Source organism: Paenibacillus sp. CF384 (genome assembly GCF_900106745.1).
In the GTDB taxonomy this organism is placed as follows: domain Bacteria; phylum Bacillota; class Bacilli; order Paenibacillales; family Paenibacillaceae; genus Paenibacillus_Z.
The window spans coordinates 42,679-59,325 of record NZ_FNNV01000010.1; the positions used below are offsets into that span (position 1 = coordinate 42,679).

The following is a 16,647-nucleotide window of genomic DNA, read 5'->3' on the forward strand; positions in this document are numbered from 1 at the left end:
CTCCTGCAGTGATCATGCGGCTGATTCTTCTAGTAATGTTGCCTTTTATGCAACATTAGGCCGCAATAGCGTCCTTCAGACGGGAAATGTTGCATTTCCTGCAGCATTCGCAGAAGCGAGGGCATGCTAAATGCCTTCATTCTTCGCCTGCGCGAAGCGATCCGGATAATTCGTACAAATCATAAGCGCGCTGTCAAGCGCGGCGAGCCGCTTCATCATAGGCGCGTCGTTCACGGTCCATGCCATGACATCCACTCGTGCAGCGCGCATGGAAGCTAGCAGCTGATCCGTTACGCGCGTATAGCCGACAGATAAGAAATTTGCGCCTAAGCGCTCCAAATCCATTGTCAGCGTCCAAGGTGACGCATCCAGGATAAGTCCGGTCCGGACTTCCTTAGTCAGCTCACGCACGGTTCGCAGCGCCTCACGGTCAAAGGAGGTGATGACGGCATCATGCTGCAGACCGTTCTTGTACAGCAGCTCGACCACTTTCTTCTCCATGCCGGGGTAGCGGTTGCCGTAAGTTTTGAGCTCCACATTAAGTCGGCAGCGGCCGATTGTTGCGTCTGCCACTTGCTGAAGCGTCGGGATGCCTTCGCCTGCGAAAGACTTATCGAACCAGCTGCCCGCGTCCATCTTGCCAAGCTGCTCTGCCGTGAATTCATGTACACGACCTGCTACTCTTGCCGTTCGCCGAAGCGAGTCATCGTGGATGACCACGGGGATGCCGTCCTTCGACAGCTGTACATCAAGCTCGATCCACTGCACGAACGGAAAACTAAGCGCTTCCCGAAAAGCGGCCATCGTATTCTCCGGCGCAAGTCCTGAAGCTCCGCGGTGGGCAACACACGGATTCAACATCAGCTTCACTCCTTCGATTGAATGTTCCCTGCTTCATCCACTGTTGCATGGAAGGAAATACTCGACATACGCTTCAGCAGCGCGACTCCCTCTTCGCCTGCCAGGGGAGCCGGCTGCGACTGCACCGCGCGCATCGGTTGAAATTTCAACGAGCAATCGCCTTTCACATTACAGGCTGCATCAAGGACGCCGGTGTCTTTCGTTGTGTCCGGCGTCATGCCGCTGAATATGAAATTGCCTAAACTGTAGGCAATCCACTTTCCTTTATACGACTCAAACCCTTGGAGAACATGAGGATGACTGCCGATGACTAAATCTGCCCCTGCATCAATATATTCATGTGCTAACCGTTTCTGATCGTTATTCGGTAAATCCTCGCGCTCAATTCCCCAGTGCACCATGACGACGACAATGTCGGCCTGCGTCTTCGCCTGCTTAATTGCAGCAACCGCACGTGTAGAATCATAGGTTTCCGCTAAGCCTGCATGATCCTTCGTAGCTTTCCAGGAACCGACTGGGATCACTCTCGTCAAGCCAAGGAACGCAACGCTGATCCCTTTAGCCTCCAGCAGAACGGGCTTGAATGCTTCCAGCTCATCGCGTCCGGCGCCCATATTGGGAATGCCCGCTTCATCGAGATGGCCGATCGTATCCAGCAGCCCCTCTTCACCTTGGTCCAGCGTATGATTATTGGCTAAATTAACAACATCGATGCCGGCTGCCTTCAAGGCAGGCAGCGCATCCGGCGATGATTTATAGACATATTGTTTATTCTCTGCCGGCGTACCGCGCAGGGTAACTGGCGTCTCCAAATTAACCGCCATCAAGTCCGGCGTCTTCAGCTGGTTCAATACTTTCGCGTACGGGTACTCATAGCCGTTCTTAAGCATGAGCTTCTCTACGGAAGCTGCCAGCAACACATCACCTGTAAAAGATAAGTTCACTCGCTCCCCGGCAGCCGGCGTCACTGTGCCGCCCGTTGCAGCTTCATTATCGGACGAAGGTTCATCCTCCGAAATAGGCTCATAGGTTGTATGTCCCTCTGTCGGGTCATCCGTCTCCGGCGTCTCGGAGGCATCTGTATTCGCCTGATCAGGCGATTGATCGTCAGTGCCGGACTCGTTCCCTGCATTGGCGGTTTGTCCCGCACTATCGCTTCCGGCAGCCGTATTGTTCAGCTTCTCCTTGCCATCTTGCCGCTGCACCACATAAACGACCGCAAGTGCACCGATAATTAACAGCAGGACAAGGTTGATCGCAAACAGGCGTTTCATTCTGCGGGCACGTTGTTGTTTCTGATGTTGACGAGATTCAGAGCGGGATACGGGCATAGTAGTTGGGCTCCTTTTCTTCAAACGATGACCCCTTCATTATACACCATAGTCCGGGCGCATTTGGAAGCTTTTTCATCAAGGTGAAACGGTTGTCGTCGGCTTCACCGAATAAACCATACAGTCATGTTGCCTTGTTCCGGCAACTAGCCCTTGGCGTTCCAGATGGAACAAATGGGCAAGCGTCTCCGACATCGCAAACCTCAAATTATGCGTATTGCCGGCAATCCGTTCGCCGAAGAGCCGCATACATAACGTATACCCCGTCATCGGTTCCACTTGAATCAGCTCGCGAATTTGAAGCAATCTCCGTTCATGGTGAGCTGCAAGCTGAACAATCCGTTCGCCAAAATTCGTGAAAGGATCCCGATGCCCCGGAAAAGCTAGCTCGACCTCATAACCCTTCAGCTCCTCCAAGCTGTCCAGGAACTGCTGCAGCTGATCATGATTCTCTCCAGGCACTACGCTGATGTTAGGCGTAATATTCGGCAGCACTTGATCCCCGCATAGCATCCATTTCTTCAACGGCTCGTAGAAACATAACTGCCCCCTTGCATGCCCCGGGCTGTCGATCATATGCCACTCTGAATCGCCAATTGCCATCGTCTCGCCTGCTTTCAGAAACGTGACGGTCGGCTGCGGCGATACTCTCTCCACGAAGCTAACCAGATGCGGAGCGATTTCCTCGACGACCGACTGCGGCATGCCTTGCTCGGCATACAGCTCCGTCAGCGAAGCCGCAAATTCCGCTCCAAGATCGACTCCCCATAAGCGCTGGGTGTAGGCATAGGAAAGCTCGGAAATATAGACCGGAGCTCCGGTTCGCTCTTGAAACCATCCCGCTAAACCGTAATGATCAGGATGCTGATGCGTCAGAATGATCGTATGAATCGAATCGAATGAGATCGATTGCTCATGCAGCGACTCGGACCAAGCTTGAACAGCCTCGTCCGTATGTAATCCGGGATCGATTAACGTGTATCCGGCAGCGTCTGGGATCAAATAGCTGTTCACCCATCTTAGCGAGAACGGCAACGGAACTTTAACCTGCACGATTCCTCCCGGCAACAGGGACACCTTCGTTTGTACTCCCTCACTCACGATATCGCCCTGCCTTTCAGAATCATCCGCGGTGAACGCTCCTCATCATAAGGTCGTCCTTCATAATCACCGTAGCGATGCTCCAGTTCGAGCCCCGCCTCCAGAAGTGCTTGTTCAAACCACGGCAATGGAAATAAGCAAACCCGTTCCTCATAATGGCGAGAAGCCTCAGTCCCATCTAGCGAAGTAATATGAATCCGCTTTACGACCCAACCATCCGCAATAACCCGCTGCTCCCTGATATGCAGCTTTGTCAGTTCATCGGTACGCTCCGAATGCGGGACCAGATTAGCAGCAACATAGGACGGATTCATGAAATCAATTAGGAAAGTACCTCGCGGCTTCAGCACTCTTCGAATCTCTCGGATGACGCGGCGGTTGTCTGCTTCCATTTCGAAGTAGCCGAAGGACGTGAACAAATTGACGGTCGCATCGAAGGTGCCGTTCTCGAAAGGCAGCTCCCTCATGTCAGCTTTCACAAGGGCATGAATATGTCCTTGCTCATTGCACTCGTGTGCTTTCTGAAGCAGGGATTCGGACAAGTCGATGCCGGTAACCTTGTAACCGAGCTGGGCCAGGGCAAGCGCATGCCGTCCCATTCCGCAGCCGATATCGAGTACGGTGGCACCCGGTGCTAGCTCCAGCCACCCTGCCATGGTTTCCACCTCGCGCGCCGCCTGCTCCCAGTTGCGGTGCCGATACACAACCATATAATCAGAGCCGAAACTGCACTCATACCAATTCGCCATACTTGCTTCCCCTCTCTAGTCCATCTCTTTTTTTATGACTCTTATTGTACTTCACCCTCCGCTATTCTGGCAAAAGACTCATGCAGCGGCATAATTTGCATCCTAAATATCCATACTATGCCAAGTTGTTATATTCCCAGTCAATTTGGTTCCGGAAAGGGGGCAGCCGTCATGCTGAATCGAATCAACACCTTGTTCGCAGAGTCGCGAGACTTGACGATGAATCGCTTGCAGAATGATACGCTCACGATCGAAATCGCTTATATTTCCACCCTTTGCGACGAAAGTAAAGTCAGCGATTTCATCCTTGTCCCATTTACGAAGCAGGAGCATCCTTTTGAAGAATTGGTCCTGACCAATCCTGTCTTCAAGCGTCTGGACGACCCTGCCAAATGGGCGGCTACGATTCTCCATGGCTTTGTGCTGCTGCAATTAAACGGAAACATCTTCCAGCTTGATGCCGCACGTATTATCCGGAACGAGAATCCGCAAACGATGGTCGAAACCGTCATCGCAGGTCCGCAAATCGCGTTAAGCGAAGATTTGATAGATTCGGTTAATATCATTCGCAGCCGTTATCCAAACCCGGAGCTCGCCGTCGAGGAGCGTACCGTCGGCACGATGTCGAAGACAAGAGTTCTGATGCTCTTCGATAAACGTCGTGTAGATCCGACCGTTCTTACCGGAGTTAGGGAGAAGCTGGATCGGGTTTCGATCCCGATGATTTCGGCGACCGGTGAATTAGCGCGGGCTCTCGGCGATCGCTACCGGCTGTTTCCGACCATGATGCTGACGGAACGCCCGGACCGAGTATGTACAGGCATTCAGAACGGCAAAATCATCCTGCTCATTCAAGGGTCCATGTTTGCGCTTATTTTGCCTGCAACGTTCTTCGACTTTATGAATGCCGTGGATGATCACTACGACTCATTCTGGATGACACGCTTACTGTTGATTCTCCGGTATTTGGCGGTAATTCTTACTGTCGCCTTGCCGGCGCTCTATGTGGCTATCGTCTCCTATAATCCGGAGCTCTTTCGCGTCCAATTAACCTTCTCCATTGCAGGCAGCCGATCTGCCGTGCCTTATCCTTCTTTTATCGAAGTATTCATTATGTTGTTTATGATCGAAGCGCTCATTGAAGCCAGCGTCAGGCTGCCGAAGTATATCGGTTCGACAGCGACTACAGTTGGCGGTCTCATTCTGGGACAAGCCGCGCAGCAGGCCGGACTCGTCAGCAGCATCATGATTATCGTGACCTCTGTCGTGGCGATTTCCAATTTTGTCATTCCCGTTAACAATATGTCGGGGTCGATCCGGTTTCTGAAATACCCGCTTATTTTCCCTGCGATTTTCTTTGGCATCTCCGGGGTAACGATCGGGTTGTTCTGTTATTTGGTTTATTTGGCTGACATGCGGAGCTTCGGCAAACCGTACTTTCGCATTGTCAACAAATCAGCTTCGCAAAGCGGCGACATCGGGCAGGTGAATGAGGAATGATTCGTTATTATTTCTACAATATCATTCTCGTCAGCAATTTGAATCTCATGATGTTTGTTCCGTATATGCTCCTAAATGACCGTTATACAGGATCAGTTTCCTCGATGATTTGCGCTGCATTCTTCGGAAGCTTCTTGGCACTGACCTATACCCATGTCATGAAAACCTTCCCGGGCAAGGGACTTCCGGAAATATTGGCGATCTATTTCCCCAAGTATATCAATATCCCGATATTGATACTCTTATCGTTCATGTGGTACGCAGCAGCCGGAATCGCCATTACCGCCTACGCGGTGCTCATTAATCGATTCTTCAACCCGGATACAAGCTCCATGCTCGTACTGCTCATTCTTGTAGGAGCATGCATATATACAGCGACGCGCTCTACCTTAACGATTGCTTTGATTATGGAGATGACCTTGCTCATTAATCTCCCGATTGTTTTCTTTATTCTGTTTAAAGCGTCAACCAATCCGTTTCTGGACTGGGATGCCATTCGAACCGTCGCCCAATATTGGCGTGTCCCGCCCAAAATTGAACCTTTTGCCGCTGCGACCTTTGTATTTACCGGGTATTCCAACTATGCCATATTCAATCGGCTTAACCCGCCGAATTTCAGATTTCGCTTCCGCTGGGCAATGCCAATCCTCTGTACGTTGATTCTATTGCTCTCTTTCTTCGTCCCGATCGGCTTTCATGGAACGGAAGCCGTTGGCTCGTATTTGTACGTTTGGTCGGTAACTTCAGATTCCATGGTGCTTGGATACGGGTTCATTGAGCGCGTTATCTTCTTGTTTCTGTTATTGTATCTAAACCTTACGCTCCTTTATACGACAACGGGCTGGCATATCGCCATGCAGATGGTAAAGAGCTGTTTGCCCAAAGCAAAGCCGGAGATCGACCCCGTTCGCACAGCTGCCTCGAATTATGTGATCGTTTCGATTTTTGCTGTCTTAACGATGATCTCGTTCTACATCTTTAATGAAAAGCAGAGCTTGATGATAACCAGAGGCTGGCTGCTGGTTCGGTTATTTGCCGAAACGGCGACGGTCATGTTCTTCTTCATACTGAGTTTGATCGCACGCCGAAAGAAGTTGACATCATGATCATGAAGCGAATCGCTATAAAACTAACTTTGATCGTCTCCCTTGCTGTGCTGCTCGGGGGCTGCGGTTTCAAAGATATCGATAAACGTTTCTTCGTCTTGGCCATGGGAATCGACGCCCCTGATGAAGGCAAGAGCGGCTACAAAATCACACTCCGGCTGGCCATCCCATCACCAAAAATAGAGCCCGGCGCAGCTCAGACGCAAGTGGAAACGATTCACGCCTCCACCATTGCCGAAGCTCTCCGTTTGTTGAAATCTCATGTCGATAAGGAACTGGATTTTGGCCATTGCAAGCTCTACCTGCTGGGTGAAGGGCTGGTGAAATCGGATTATACCGATTCCCTTCGGTGGATTTCCCGCCGCCGTGATGTGTCGAACATTGCCTATATCGCCATCGGAAAGCCTGACGCCAAGACGATTCTGAACATAAACCCGCCTGCGGAGCGTTTCCCAGGCAATACGATTTTCCTGCTGTTCGGAAAAGACGGCACCCAGTCTTCTTACATCGTCAGCGTTTATATGTTTGATTTCATGCGGCGTGTTGATGAACGAGGCATGGATCCCATCATGCCGATTATGCGGAAAGAGAAGAATGGTTATGTCGTTGCGAAGCTGGGACTGCTGGATAAATCCAAGCTTGTCCTGACGCTTAACCCCCGCGAGACCGAAATGTACAACCAAATCCGCAATCACTATAAGAAATCGACCGTTACGGCAAAGATTAAAGGAGACACGCTTGTCATCTCCGTTGACCAAATCAATTCCCATTACAAAATAGTCAAAGAGCGGGACGGTTACGTGCTGAAGATGAAGCTGAATATTGGCGGCATATTCGAGGAAGCGCCGGGCGGCATTTACGATCAAGATTGGAAGGAGCTGGAGAAAGCCTTTAATACGCAGGTTGCCGCCGAAGCCAAGAGCCTGCTTGTGAAAGTACAGAAAGCAGGCGTAGATCCGTTTGGTTTCGGACTTCGTTATCGTGCGACCCACGCAGGGATTCCCCAGACTTGGAAAGATTGGGAGTCCATTTATCCCCAATTGAAATTCGAGGTTCAAGTGGATGTGGACATCGAGGGCTCTGGTTTAACTCGCTAATCACTTACAGCTGTATCAAGCGTTTCGTATGACGCAGCTCTTGCAGGTTGGCGGCACCAATGCCGAACATTGCCGTACGAAGCTCGAACTCAATGCGCTCCATTTGGCGTTGCAGCGACTCACTGCCGATCGTTTGCGGCTGTGCCGCACCGGCTAGCAGCGAACGGCCATAGCCTGCCAAATCAGCGCCTAGCGCGATTGCTTTCGCGGCATCCACGCCGTTGTTCAAGCCGCCGCTTGCGATTAGGGCAGTGCCCGGCAGCGCGGTACGGACGTCGCGCACGCATGCTGCCGTCGGCGTCCCCCAGCCTGCAAAGGCAGCCGCAGCCTCGGTGCGCAGCGGGTCGCGAGAGCGGTATTTCTCCACCTGGCTCCAAGAGGTTCCGCCCGCTCCGGCGACATCTATGAAGGCGACTCCTATATCGTGCAGCCTTAGTGCGGTCTCGGCATCGATCCCCCAGCCAACTTCCTTTACGCCAACAGGTACTTGCAGCTGGCGACATACCTCGGCTATGCGCTGCAGCAATCCACGGAAGTTCGTGTTCCCTTCCGGCTGGAATACCTCTTGCAAGCTGTTCAGGTGCAAGACGAGCGCATCGGCTTCGGCAAACTCGACGGCGAGCCTGCATTCGTCGACTCCGTACCCGTAGTTGAGCTGAACAGCGCCAAGGTTGGCTATGATCGGTATGCTCGGCGCTTGCTTGCGCACTTGGAATGTAGGGGCGAGAGATTCCTTCTCGATGGCTGCACGCATAGAGCCAAGCGCCATTACCCATCCCCTTGCCTGCGCTGCATCAGCAAGCCTTTCATTAATAGCACCTGTCTCCGCTGTGCCCCCGGTCATCGAACTAATGAGCAGCGGTGCCGCAATCGGCTTGCTCAGAAACGTCGAAGCGATGTCAATTTCCTCGAAGTCGAACTCAGGAAGCGCTTGATGGCGAAACCGATATTGCTCGAAGCCGGGTTCCGTGCCGACGCTCTTCACTTGTTCCTCCAGAACAATCCGGATATGCTCGCCTTTCCTCTTCGTCGTTTGGACATGCTCCTCAGCTTGCCTGTCCATCATAATCGTAGATCCCCCTGTCATCTGCTTTGCTGCAATCATCATGGCATATGCATGACCTCAAGAGCAAGTTTGCCGGGAACCTCGGTATTTTTGATTATTAATTTCTTAATAATGATTTTTTTAATCATTTTTATTGTCGGTTTTGACGATTTCCTTTATAATAGAATCATAACGAACCCTGGGAGGCACCTCATTATGGAATTGAAACGCTTCGACGACATTAGTGAACTTGACCGTTATGCTGCTCAAATTTTCGCAGATACGATTAAACATAATCCGCACGCAACGCTTGGGCTGGCAACCGGCTCGACACCTATCGGAATTTATGGAAAAATGATAGAGATGTACAATAATGGCGAGGTTTCCTTCAAGGATGCTACTACGTTCAACCTGGACGAATATGTAGGACTTTCGCCAAACCATGAGCAAAGCTATGCGCAATTTATGAAACACCACTTGTTTGACCACATCGATCTGCCGAAGCAGCAAGCGCATTTGCCAAGCGGCATGGTCAGCGATTTGAATGCGGAATGCCTGTCTTATGATCGCATGCTGTCCGAGCAGCCCATCGACGTACAGCTTCTTGGCCTTGGCCATAACGGGCACATCGGCTTCAATGAACCGGATCAAGAGCTGCATGGCGGTACGCATGTCGTGGAGCTTGAGGAAGCCACTCGAGCAGCGAACGCAAGATTTTTCGATACGCCGGATGAAGTGCCGACGAAAGCCATTACGATGGGCGTTGGCTCCATTCTGAAAGCAGACTCGATCGTCCTAGTCGTGAAAGGCGCCGACAAAGCGAATATCGTCAAGCAAGCGCTGCATGGCCCTATTACGACGGAAGTTCCGGCATCGCTGCTGCAAACGCATAAGAAAGTGATCGTGTTGGTCGATCGAGAGGCAGGGAGGTTATTGTAGAGGATGACAACGGCGGATAACAATTGGTTCATTACGAATGTGAAAGCAATCGTGCAAGACGAGGTTATTGAAGGCAGCCTTATCGTAGAGAACGGGATGATTACAGCCATTATCGAGGGTCAATTCCTTCCATCTGAGAATGAGCAGCACCGCACCATCGACGGACAAGGAAGCTGGCTTGTACCCGGTTTTATCGACATGCACGTACATGGCGGCTTCGGCGCAGACTTCATGGATGCCGGCCGAGCTGCTTATGATACCATCACTCGCTACCATGCTTCCAAAGGTACGACTTGCATGCTCGCAACTACCGTTACGGCATCCAAGGAAGCGATCGAAGCCGTGCTGGCAGCCTCCGATGACTATATCAGCGGTGAAATGGCCTTCGCCAAGCTTGGCGGCGTTCATCTGGAAGGACCGTTCATCAGCGAGCTGTGGCCCGGCGCACAGAACCCGGCCTTTATTTCACCGCCTCGCGTCGACTGGGTGAAGTCGTGGAATGAGCAATATCCCGGACTTATCAAACAGCTCACCTTGGCACCGGAGAAAGAACAAGCTTGCGAGCTGATCGCCTACCTCGCAGATAGCGGCATCGTTGCTGCCTGCGGGCACACGGACGCTACATACGCGCAAGTTACGGCCGCGGCTGACGCTGGTTTAACGCAAGCGGTGCATACGTTCAATGCGATGCGAGGCCTGCATCATCGCGAGCCGGGAACGGTTGGCGCTGTCTTGACCGATCATCGCATATCCGGTGAAATCATCGCCGACGGTCATCATGTCCACCCCGCGGCAATCCGACTTCTTGTAGGCTCGAAGCCGTTAGATAAAGTCGTGCTGATCACGGACGCGATGTCGGCTGCCGGTCTTGGCGACGGCGACTATGATCTCGGCGGACTTATCGTAGATGTTAAGCAAGGCGTAGCTCGTCTCCGCGAAGGCGGCAGCTTGGCCGGAAGCACGCTGACTATGATCGATGCCTTCCGCTACATGCTTACTCATACGGACCTGAGTCCCGTTCAAGTAAGTCGGATGGCAAGTGGTAATCCGGCCCGTCAAATGGGTCTTGCTGAAGTGACGGGCTCCATAACGGTCGGGAAACAGGCCGATCTGGTACTAACGGATGCGTCTTTTACTGAAGTAAGCCATACTTGGGTGAATGGGCGCCTCGTACACCGCAGTTAAGTTGAACACAAATAAAGGGTTATGCAGCTTTGGCCGCCGTTCGTGATTGCGGCCGCTTGCTGCATAACCCTTATTCATTTCGTAAGAGTGCGAGTTTACTTCTGTCTGATGAGCTTCGTAATACGGCCGTCGAAGATCCATTCCGCTACATAGACGTTACCTTGCGAGTCTACGCATACGCCGTGCGGCGAACTGAATTTATCAGGACGATAATATTCTTTCGGCAAATTCGGCCAGCCCTGCTGCTTGTATGCCTGCTGGTCTTCTCCAAGATGCGTAATCAGGCGATCATTCTTATCCAGCACGGTGATGCGGCTGTCCAGATCCGGCATATAAACCTCGTCTCCGAAGAAATAGAAGCTGCATGGCAGATCAAGATTGTGATCGACAAAACGCTTATGCTCGCCTTCAAGCGTGAACACTTGAATGCGGCTGTTTCTGCGGTCTGCAACGTAAATTTCCGGCTCATCGCCGCGCAGGTTAATGGAGATGCCATGCGGTTCTTTCACTTTGCCAGGCTCGGAACCACGGCCGCCCCATGAGCGGATGTAATTGCCTTTGGCATCGTAGTGATGAATATAGAATTGACCGTAACCGTCAGAAACGTAGATGTCGCCGTTTGGCGCCACGCACACATCCGTCGGTACGTAACGGCGCTCGGCATCGTATAGATCCGGACGTTCTGGTCCGCTGATTTCTAGCAATACGTCGCCGGAGAGAGTTGTTTTGACTACCAGCGCGCGGTTTGTATCTGCGAAGTACAAATACTCGATGCCGTCTGCGTCGTCACGGTGCAGATAGAAGCCGTGTGCCCCGCCTTCAAATTCCGCGCCCCACGAGGTCAGGAAGTTCCCCTCTTTGTCAAAAACAACGACGGAGTCTTTGCTCGTGTTATGTACGTAAACGTTATCATTTGCATCGACGACAATACCATGCGTATAGCCGTAAGTAATTCCTTCCGGAAGCTTGCCCCAGCCTTGTGCAACTTCATAGGAGTGAGATTCGTTACCAATAATCAATTTTTCAGACACGTTCACATTTCTCCTTTCAACTGTTCGTACAATCCCAAGTATACCAAAATCGCGGAATCGAGGAAGTAATATTTTCACAAAAAAAGCAATATCTTCATGGGATCTCTCCATTTCGACATTGCTTCCTGCTTACGATATATGTATCTGTGATAATAGGCCTAGCTTTCACAATGAAGCTTCCTGCTCCTCGCTTGCTATGACCGTTTGAATGCCATGTGCATGGGCGATTGACGCCAGCTGCTGTGGAAGCGGCCGGTCCGTTATAAACGCTTGCAGCTCGGTTAGCGGCGCGATGGAGAACAGTGAAGTACGGCCAATCTTCGTATGATCGAACATCGCATAGGTGGATTGGGATCTGCGTATCATCGCCTTGGCGATCTGCGCCTCTTGCTCGGAATAAGTCGTGATGCCTCCGGTAGAGGAAACGCCGTCAACGCCGAGGAACATTTTGCCGATATGCAGCTGGCTGATCATGCCTTCCCCGAGCGGTCCGCAGCATTCAAAGCTGTTATGCCGCATCATCCCGCCTGTTACAACGACATTGATATCGCTGCCTGCAAGCTCCATCGCAATGTTGACTGTATTCGTCACGACGGTAATGCCTCTTCGCGTTTTGAGCAGCTTGGCCAAGTAGTAGTTGGTCGTGCCGCCAGAGAGACCGACAACATCGCCTTCGAAGATCAGCCCCGCCGCTGCTGCCGCTATCCGTTCCTTCTCGAGAAAAGACAAGCCTTCCTTCTCTGAGAAAGGGAGCTCCCTCACCGCATTCATGCCGTCATACATCGCTCCGCCAATCGTCCGAATGACCGGCTCTGATTTCTCCATCAGCTCCAAATCGCGGCGCGCCGTAGCTTCAGAAATGCCAAATCGTTCTACGACCTCTTGGATCGTAACTCGCCCTTGACGCTTCAGCACATTCATAATCTGCTCCCGCCGCCGCTGTCCTTTCGACGATTGCACATCTGCCATTTAGCGTTCCACCCAGCCTTTGTCCGATAATCTGCGCTCGACCGACGCCCAATCAGGAAGCGCTTCCCAGTCCCCGCGCATCTGGACTACCAGTGCACCGCTGATGCTGCCAAGACGTACAGCCTCAAGTACACTCATGCCTTTGAGCAATCCCGCCAGAAACCCGGAGCAGAACGCATCGCCGGCCCCAACGGTATCGATTACGCGATCTACCGGATAGAACGGCACCTCTGCCGCTTGGCCATTCTCCAGAACGACTGTCGTATCACCAACGCCTTTGATAATACTAATTGCCGATAGCTTCGACAGCTCCGCTTTCACACCGTCAAAATCATCGTTGTTATACAGCAGCCTCAGCTCGTCCCAGCCCGGCAAGAAATAATCAGCTTGCTCGGCAAGCGGCAAAACCACTTCACGCGCTTCCTCGATCGTCCACAGCTTCAGACGCAGATTCGGATCGAAGGAAATACGAACGCCCGCTTCCTTAGCCGCCGCCACAACTGCAAAGATCGTTTCACGGCAGTTCTTGCTAAGCGCCGGCGTAATGCCGGAAATATGCAAGATCTTGCAGCCGCGGATATAATCCAGATCAAGCTGATCGGGCTGCATCTGACTGGCAGCGGAGTGTTTGCGGAAATAATGAACGGCAAGCTTCCCTGCCACCATTTCGCGGAACATCATGCCTGTTGGAGCATCAGAGATCAAGCTCGCACGTGACACGTCGACTCCCTCACCGCGAATGCGCTTCATGATGGCGCGGCCGAATGGATCATCGCCAAGCGCGCCGAACCAGCCTGCAGAGGCGCCAAGTCTGGCAACGCCAATCGCCACATTGCTCTCTGCTCCTCCGAAGCTTACGTCAAGCGTTGGGGCATTCTCGATACTCTTGTACTCCTGCGGCAAAAACAAAGCCATCGTTTCCCCAAAGGTTACTAAATCCGGCACTGCTTTCGTCAACGGTTATCCCTCCAATGCGACTTACATCGTTTTGATAATCGGATATTTCATGAAGTAAAGAATTACTAAATAGATCACAAGAATGATCAGGCTTAATACACGGGCTTTGCCAATGTGAGCCGTTGCACTTTGACCGCTTTGAATCTCAGCAGCAATCCGCTTCAGCGGTTTCGTCACAATACCGCCAAGTGCGGCAATTGCCAGGAACAGCAAAGTAACAATAATCATCCAAATCACTTTATAATCGCTTTGCGACATCAAGTAACCGCCGGTAAGCAGTTGCAGGACGAGAAAATATTGGGCTATGCGGTTAGCGGAAACCAGACCTTCTGCAAGGCCGGCTTGTCCGGCACCGTCAAGCTTGGATGCGCGTCCGACCATCAGCGGCAATACGAGGTAAAACCCCATTCCGGCTGCACCGAGCACGTGCAAAAACAACATAAAATCATACATCCGTTACGTCCTCCTAAATTGTATTATGATCTTTACAAGTATACTAAAATCGGCGCGGCAATTCAAAGAAACCCGTTTATTCAGCGGCAGGTGACAATCGATGCTTCACCATAACGGCTTTGATCGCAAAATAATCGACATCATCCGGGAGCGCTTCTTTGATCGGCTTGAGCTTGTCTGCCCCTACTTGATTGATCGCTTCCACAATCTGAGCCTCATACTGATGGGGAATAAAAGCATCCCAATCCAGCTCCTCGCCTTCTTGCGCGCATCGCAGCAAGTGATTCTCGATCGTCACTCGTCCCATACCGCGAATCGAGGCGATGTCAGCGATGGAATGCCCCATGCCAAGCAGCGTCAATGACTGCATGTGACTTGATAATCCCTCCAGCTCTGCTTGAATAGCAGCTGTGAGCGCTTCAGAAGGCTTCTCACGCTCTACGCGTGGCACTGATGCGACTATATCAGTGTGGGGCATAGAAGACTGTGAGAAAGGCGTACCGCCTGTCTCTGCCGCATCGCCTTTAAAGGATCTTACGATTGCAATGACTTCGCTGCCGTATTTGTTCGCCTTAGCGGCCCCGATTCCTTTCACGCCGAGCAGCTGCTCCGTGTTCACCGGCTGTCGATCAGCAATTTCACGCAGCGCCGCATCGAAAAACAACATAAACGGTGGGACATGCTCCCTGGCCGCCGTAACCCGGCGCCATTCGCGAAGCGCTTCAAACAGCGGCGTGTTCGCCGATGCGACCGAAGTGCTCTCGGTTGCCCTTCTTTTGGCTGCCGCACTTTGCCTGCGATGAACCGTTACTTTCCCTTCCAGCACCGGAAGTGCTTCGGCTGTGAGTGAAACCGTCGGATACTCGCCCTCGCTAATGCGCAAATACCCTTCTGCCACGAGCCAGTACAGCAGATCCGTGATCTCCTTCTCAACCCAGCTGCGCATGAGGCCATATGTGGACAGGCGGTCTAAGCCAAACTCTATAATACGTTTCTCTCTTGAGCCCTTCAGCACCTTAGCAGCAAGTGAAATTCCGAATCTGCCCTTGAGCCTTCCCACGCAAGACAACGCCTTACGCGCATCCTCAGTCGTATCAATCAGAGCGCTTTGGTCCAAGCAGTTGCTGCATTTGCCGCATTCCGGCACATCCGACTCGCCAAAATATTTCACGATATACTGCAGCAGACATTTCTCCGACCTGCTGTAATGCATCATCGTATAGAGCTTATTAAGCTGAATCGTCTTCCGCTCCGGATCGCCGGTGCTTCTGTCGATCAGAAACCGCTGCACCTGGACGTCCTGCGGCTCGAACATGAGGACGCAATCACTCTCTTCACCATCACGTCCTGCACGTCCAGCTTCTTGATAATACGACTCGACATCGCCAGGCATCTGATAGTGAACGACATAACGAACGTTCGGCTTGTCGATTCCCATCCCAAACGCATTCGTCGCAACCATCACCCGATAGTCGTCGAATCTGAACTTCTCCTGCGCATCAGCACGTTCTTCGTCGCCTAAGCCGCCGTGGTATTTGCCAACCGTAATTCCAAGCCGGCTCAAATCCTCGCTCACTTCCTCCGCTTCCTTGCGCGTTGCGGTGTAGACGATCCCTGATTGATCAGGCCGCTGGGAAACGAAGTCGCGCAGAAATTTACGTTTATCCGTTCCCGTAACAACGGAGAGGGTTAGGTTCGTCCGGGCAAATCCGGTGATGAAAATATTCGGCTGGCGCAGTCCGAGCATCGCTGCAATGTCATCTGCGACTTCCGGTGTCGCCGTTGCCGTGAACGCCGCAACCGGCGGCCGATTCTCCAATCTCCCGATCCAGCCCGCAAGCTGGCGGTAGCTCGGACGGAAATCATGTCCCCATTGCGACACGCAGTGCGCTTCATCGATCGCAATCAGCGGAATATGCATTTGACTGGATAGAGAGTCGAACATATTGCTGTCCAATCGCTCGGGCGCTACATAAAGCAGCTTGTACACGCCCTCTGCCGTCTGCCTCACTACATCGCGGTAGGCAGCTGCATCTAAAGAGCTGTTTAAATACGCTGCGGGTACTCCTAAGCGGTTTAACGCATCCACTTGGTCCTTCATTAACGAAATGAGTGGCGAGACTACAATCGTTGTCCCAGGCAGCAGCATGGCCGGAAGCTGATAACAGATCGACTTTCCTCCGCCGGTCGGCAGAATCGCGAGCGTATCTTTACTTGCGAGTACACCTTCTATGATATCGCTTTGTCCTTTGCGGAAGCTGTCGTAGCCGTAGACTTGCTTCAGCATCTGCTGTGCTTCGGTATGCATGGGCAGCCACCTCCT

At 52.1% G+C, this 16,647-nt stretch carries 15 protein-coding genes; 5 read left to right on the forward strand and 10 right to left on the reverse strand.

The window, feature by feature from the left end; all coding sequences use genetic code 11:
* Positions 1-126 precede the first annotated feature (126 nt).
* The 4 genes from BLW29_RS17060 to BLW29_RS17075 form a co-directional block, all read right to left on the reverse strand.
* The gene (locus tag BLW29_RS17060) at positions 127-861 is read right to left on the reverse strand and encodes a glycerophosphodiester phosphodiesterase (RefSeq protein WP_090981735.1); all 735 of its coding nucleotides are present in this window, start codon (positions 859-861) and stop codon (positions 127-129) included.
* Between the two features lie 5 nt (positions 862-866).
* Entirely contained in the window at positions 867-2,192 is a 1,326-nt protein-coding gene (locus BLW29_RS17065; protein ID WP_090981737.1) for a CapA family protein, read from the reverse strand.
* Between the two features lie 78 nt (positions 2,193-2,270).
* A complete protein-coding gene (locus tag BLW29_RS17070; protein WP_090981739.1) occupies positions 2,271-3,293 on the reverse strand; it encodes an MBL fold metallo-hydrolase in 1,023 nt (340 codons plus the stop codon).
* Positions 3,290-4,042: a class I SAM-dependent methyltransferase gene (locus BLW29_RS17075; RefSeq protein WP_090981741.1), complete on the reverse strand. Its 753-nt coding sequence runs from the start codon at positions 4,040-4,042 to the stop codon at positions 3,290-3,292. Before BLW29_RS17075 ends, BLW29_RS17070 begins: the two co-directional genes overlap by 4 nt.
* A gap of 171 nt (positions 4,043-4,213) precedes the next feature.
* Between BLW29_RS17075 and BLW29_RS17080 the strand changes: the two genes are divergently transcribed.
* Genes BLW29_RS17080 through BLW29_RS17090 form a run of 3 tightly spaced genes read left to right on the forward strand, consistent with a single transcriptional unit; the run spans position 4,214 to position 7,745 of the window.
* The gene (locus BLW29_RS17080; RefSeq protein WP_090981743.1) at positions 4,214-5,542 is read left to right on the forward strand and encodes a spore germination protein; all 1,329 of its coding nucleotides are present in this window, start codon (positions 4,214-4,216) and stop codon (positions 5,540-5,542) included.
* A complete protein-coding gene (locus BLW29_RS17085) occupies positions 5,539-6,648 on the forward strand; it encodes a GerAB/ArcD/ProY family transporter (RefSeq protein WP_090981745.1) in 1,110 nt (369 codons plus the stop codon). Before BLW29_RS17080 ends, BLW29_RS17085 begins: the two co-directional genes overlap by 4 nt.
* Entirely contained in the window at positions 6,645-7,745 is a 1,101-nt protein-coding gene (locus BLW29_RS17090) for a Ger(x)C family spore germination protein (protein ID WP_090981747.1), read from the forward strand. Before BLW29_RS17085 ends, BLW29_RS17090 begins: the two co-directional genes overlap by 4 nt.
* Positions 7,746-7,749: 4 nt before the next feature.
* Here BLW29_RS17090 and fni read toward each other — a convergent pair whose 3' ends face one another.
* Positions 7,750-8,811 carry a type 2 isopentenyl-diphosphate Delta-isomerase gene (gene fni, locus BLW29_RS17095; RefSeq protein ID WP_256208694.1) on the reverse strand — a complete coding sequence of 354 codons (1,062 nt, stop codon included), beginning with the start codon at positions 8,809-8,811 and terminating at the stop codon, positions 7,750-7,752.
* A gap of 195 nt (positions 8,812-9,006) precedes the next feature.
* Here fni and nagB point away from each other — a divergent pair, with 195 nt between their 5' ends.
* Together nagB and nagA are read left to right on the forward strand one after the other, a co-directional pair.
* Positions 9,007-9,729 (forward strand): glucosamine-6-phosphate deaminase, encoded by a 723-nt coding sequence (gene nagB, locus BLW29_RS17100; RefSeq protein ID WP_090981748.1) that lies wholly within the window; start codon positions 9,007-9,009, stop codon positions 9,727-9,729.
* 3 nt (positions 9,730-9,732) lie between these two features.
* Positions 9,733-10,914: an N-acetylglucosamine-6-phosphate deacetylase gene (gene nagA / locus BLW29_RS17105; protein ID WP_090981750.1), complete on the forward strand. Its 1,182-nt coding sequence runs from the start codon at positions 9,733-9,735 to the stop codon at positions 10,912-10,914.
* A 95-nt stretch (positions 10,915-11,009) separates the two neighbouring features.
* On the opposite strand, the gene BLW29_RS17110 is transcribed toward nagA, so the two are convergent.
* The 5 genes from BLW29_RS17110 to recQ all read right to left on the reverse strand — a co-directional run bounded on the left by BLW29_RS17110 (position 11,010) and on the right by recQ (position 16,632).
* A complete protein-coding gene (locus tag BLW29_RS17110; RefSeq protein ID WP_177186686.1) occupies positions 11,010-11,945 on the reverse strand; it encodes an NHL repeat-containing protein in 936 nt (311 codons plus the stop codon).
* A gap of 165 nt (positions 11,946-12,110) precedes the next feature.
* A complete protein-coding gene (locus BLW29_RS17115) occupies positions 12,111-12,914 on the reverse strand; it encodes a DeoR/GlpR family DNA-binding transcription regulator (protein WP_090981755.1) in 804 nt (267 codons plus the stop codon).
* On the reverse strand, positions 12,915-13,871 hold the full coding sequence (locus BLW29_RS17120) for a sugar kinase (RefSeq protein ID WP_090981757.1): 957 nt from the start codon (positions 13,869-13,871) through the stop codon (positions 12,915-12,917).
* Between the two features lie 21 nt (positions 13,872-13,892).
* The gene (locus BLW29_RS17125; RefSeq protein ID WP_090981759.1) at positions 13,893-14,324 is read right to left on the reverse strand and encodes a hypothetical protein; all 432 of its coding nucleotides are present in this window, start codon (positions 14,322-14,324) and stop codon (positions 13,893-13,895) included.
* Between the two features lie 76 nt (positions 14,325-14,400).
* Positions 14,401-16,632: a DNA helicase RecQ gene (gene recQ, locus BLW29_RS17130; RefSeq protein ID WP_090981762.1), complete on the reverse strand. Its 2,232-nt coding sequence runs from the start codon at positions 16,630-16,632 to the stop codon at positions 14,401-14,403.
* Positions 16,633-16,647: the final 15 nt, after the last annotated feature.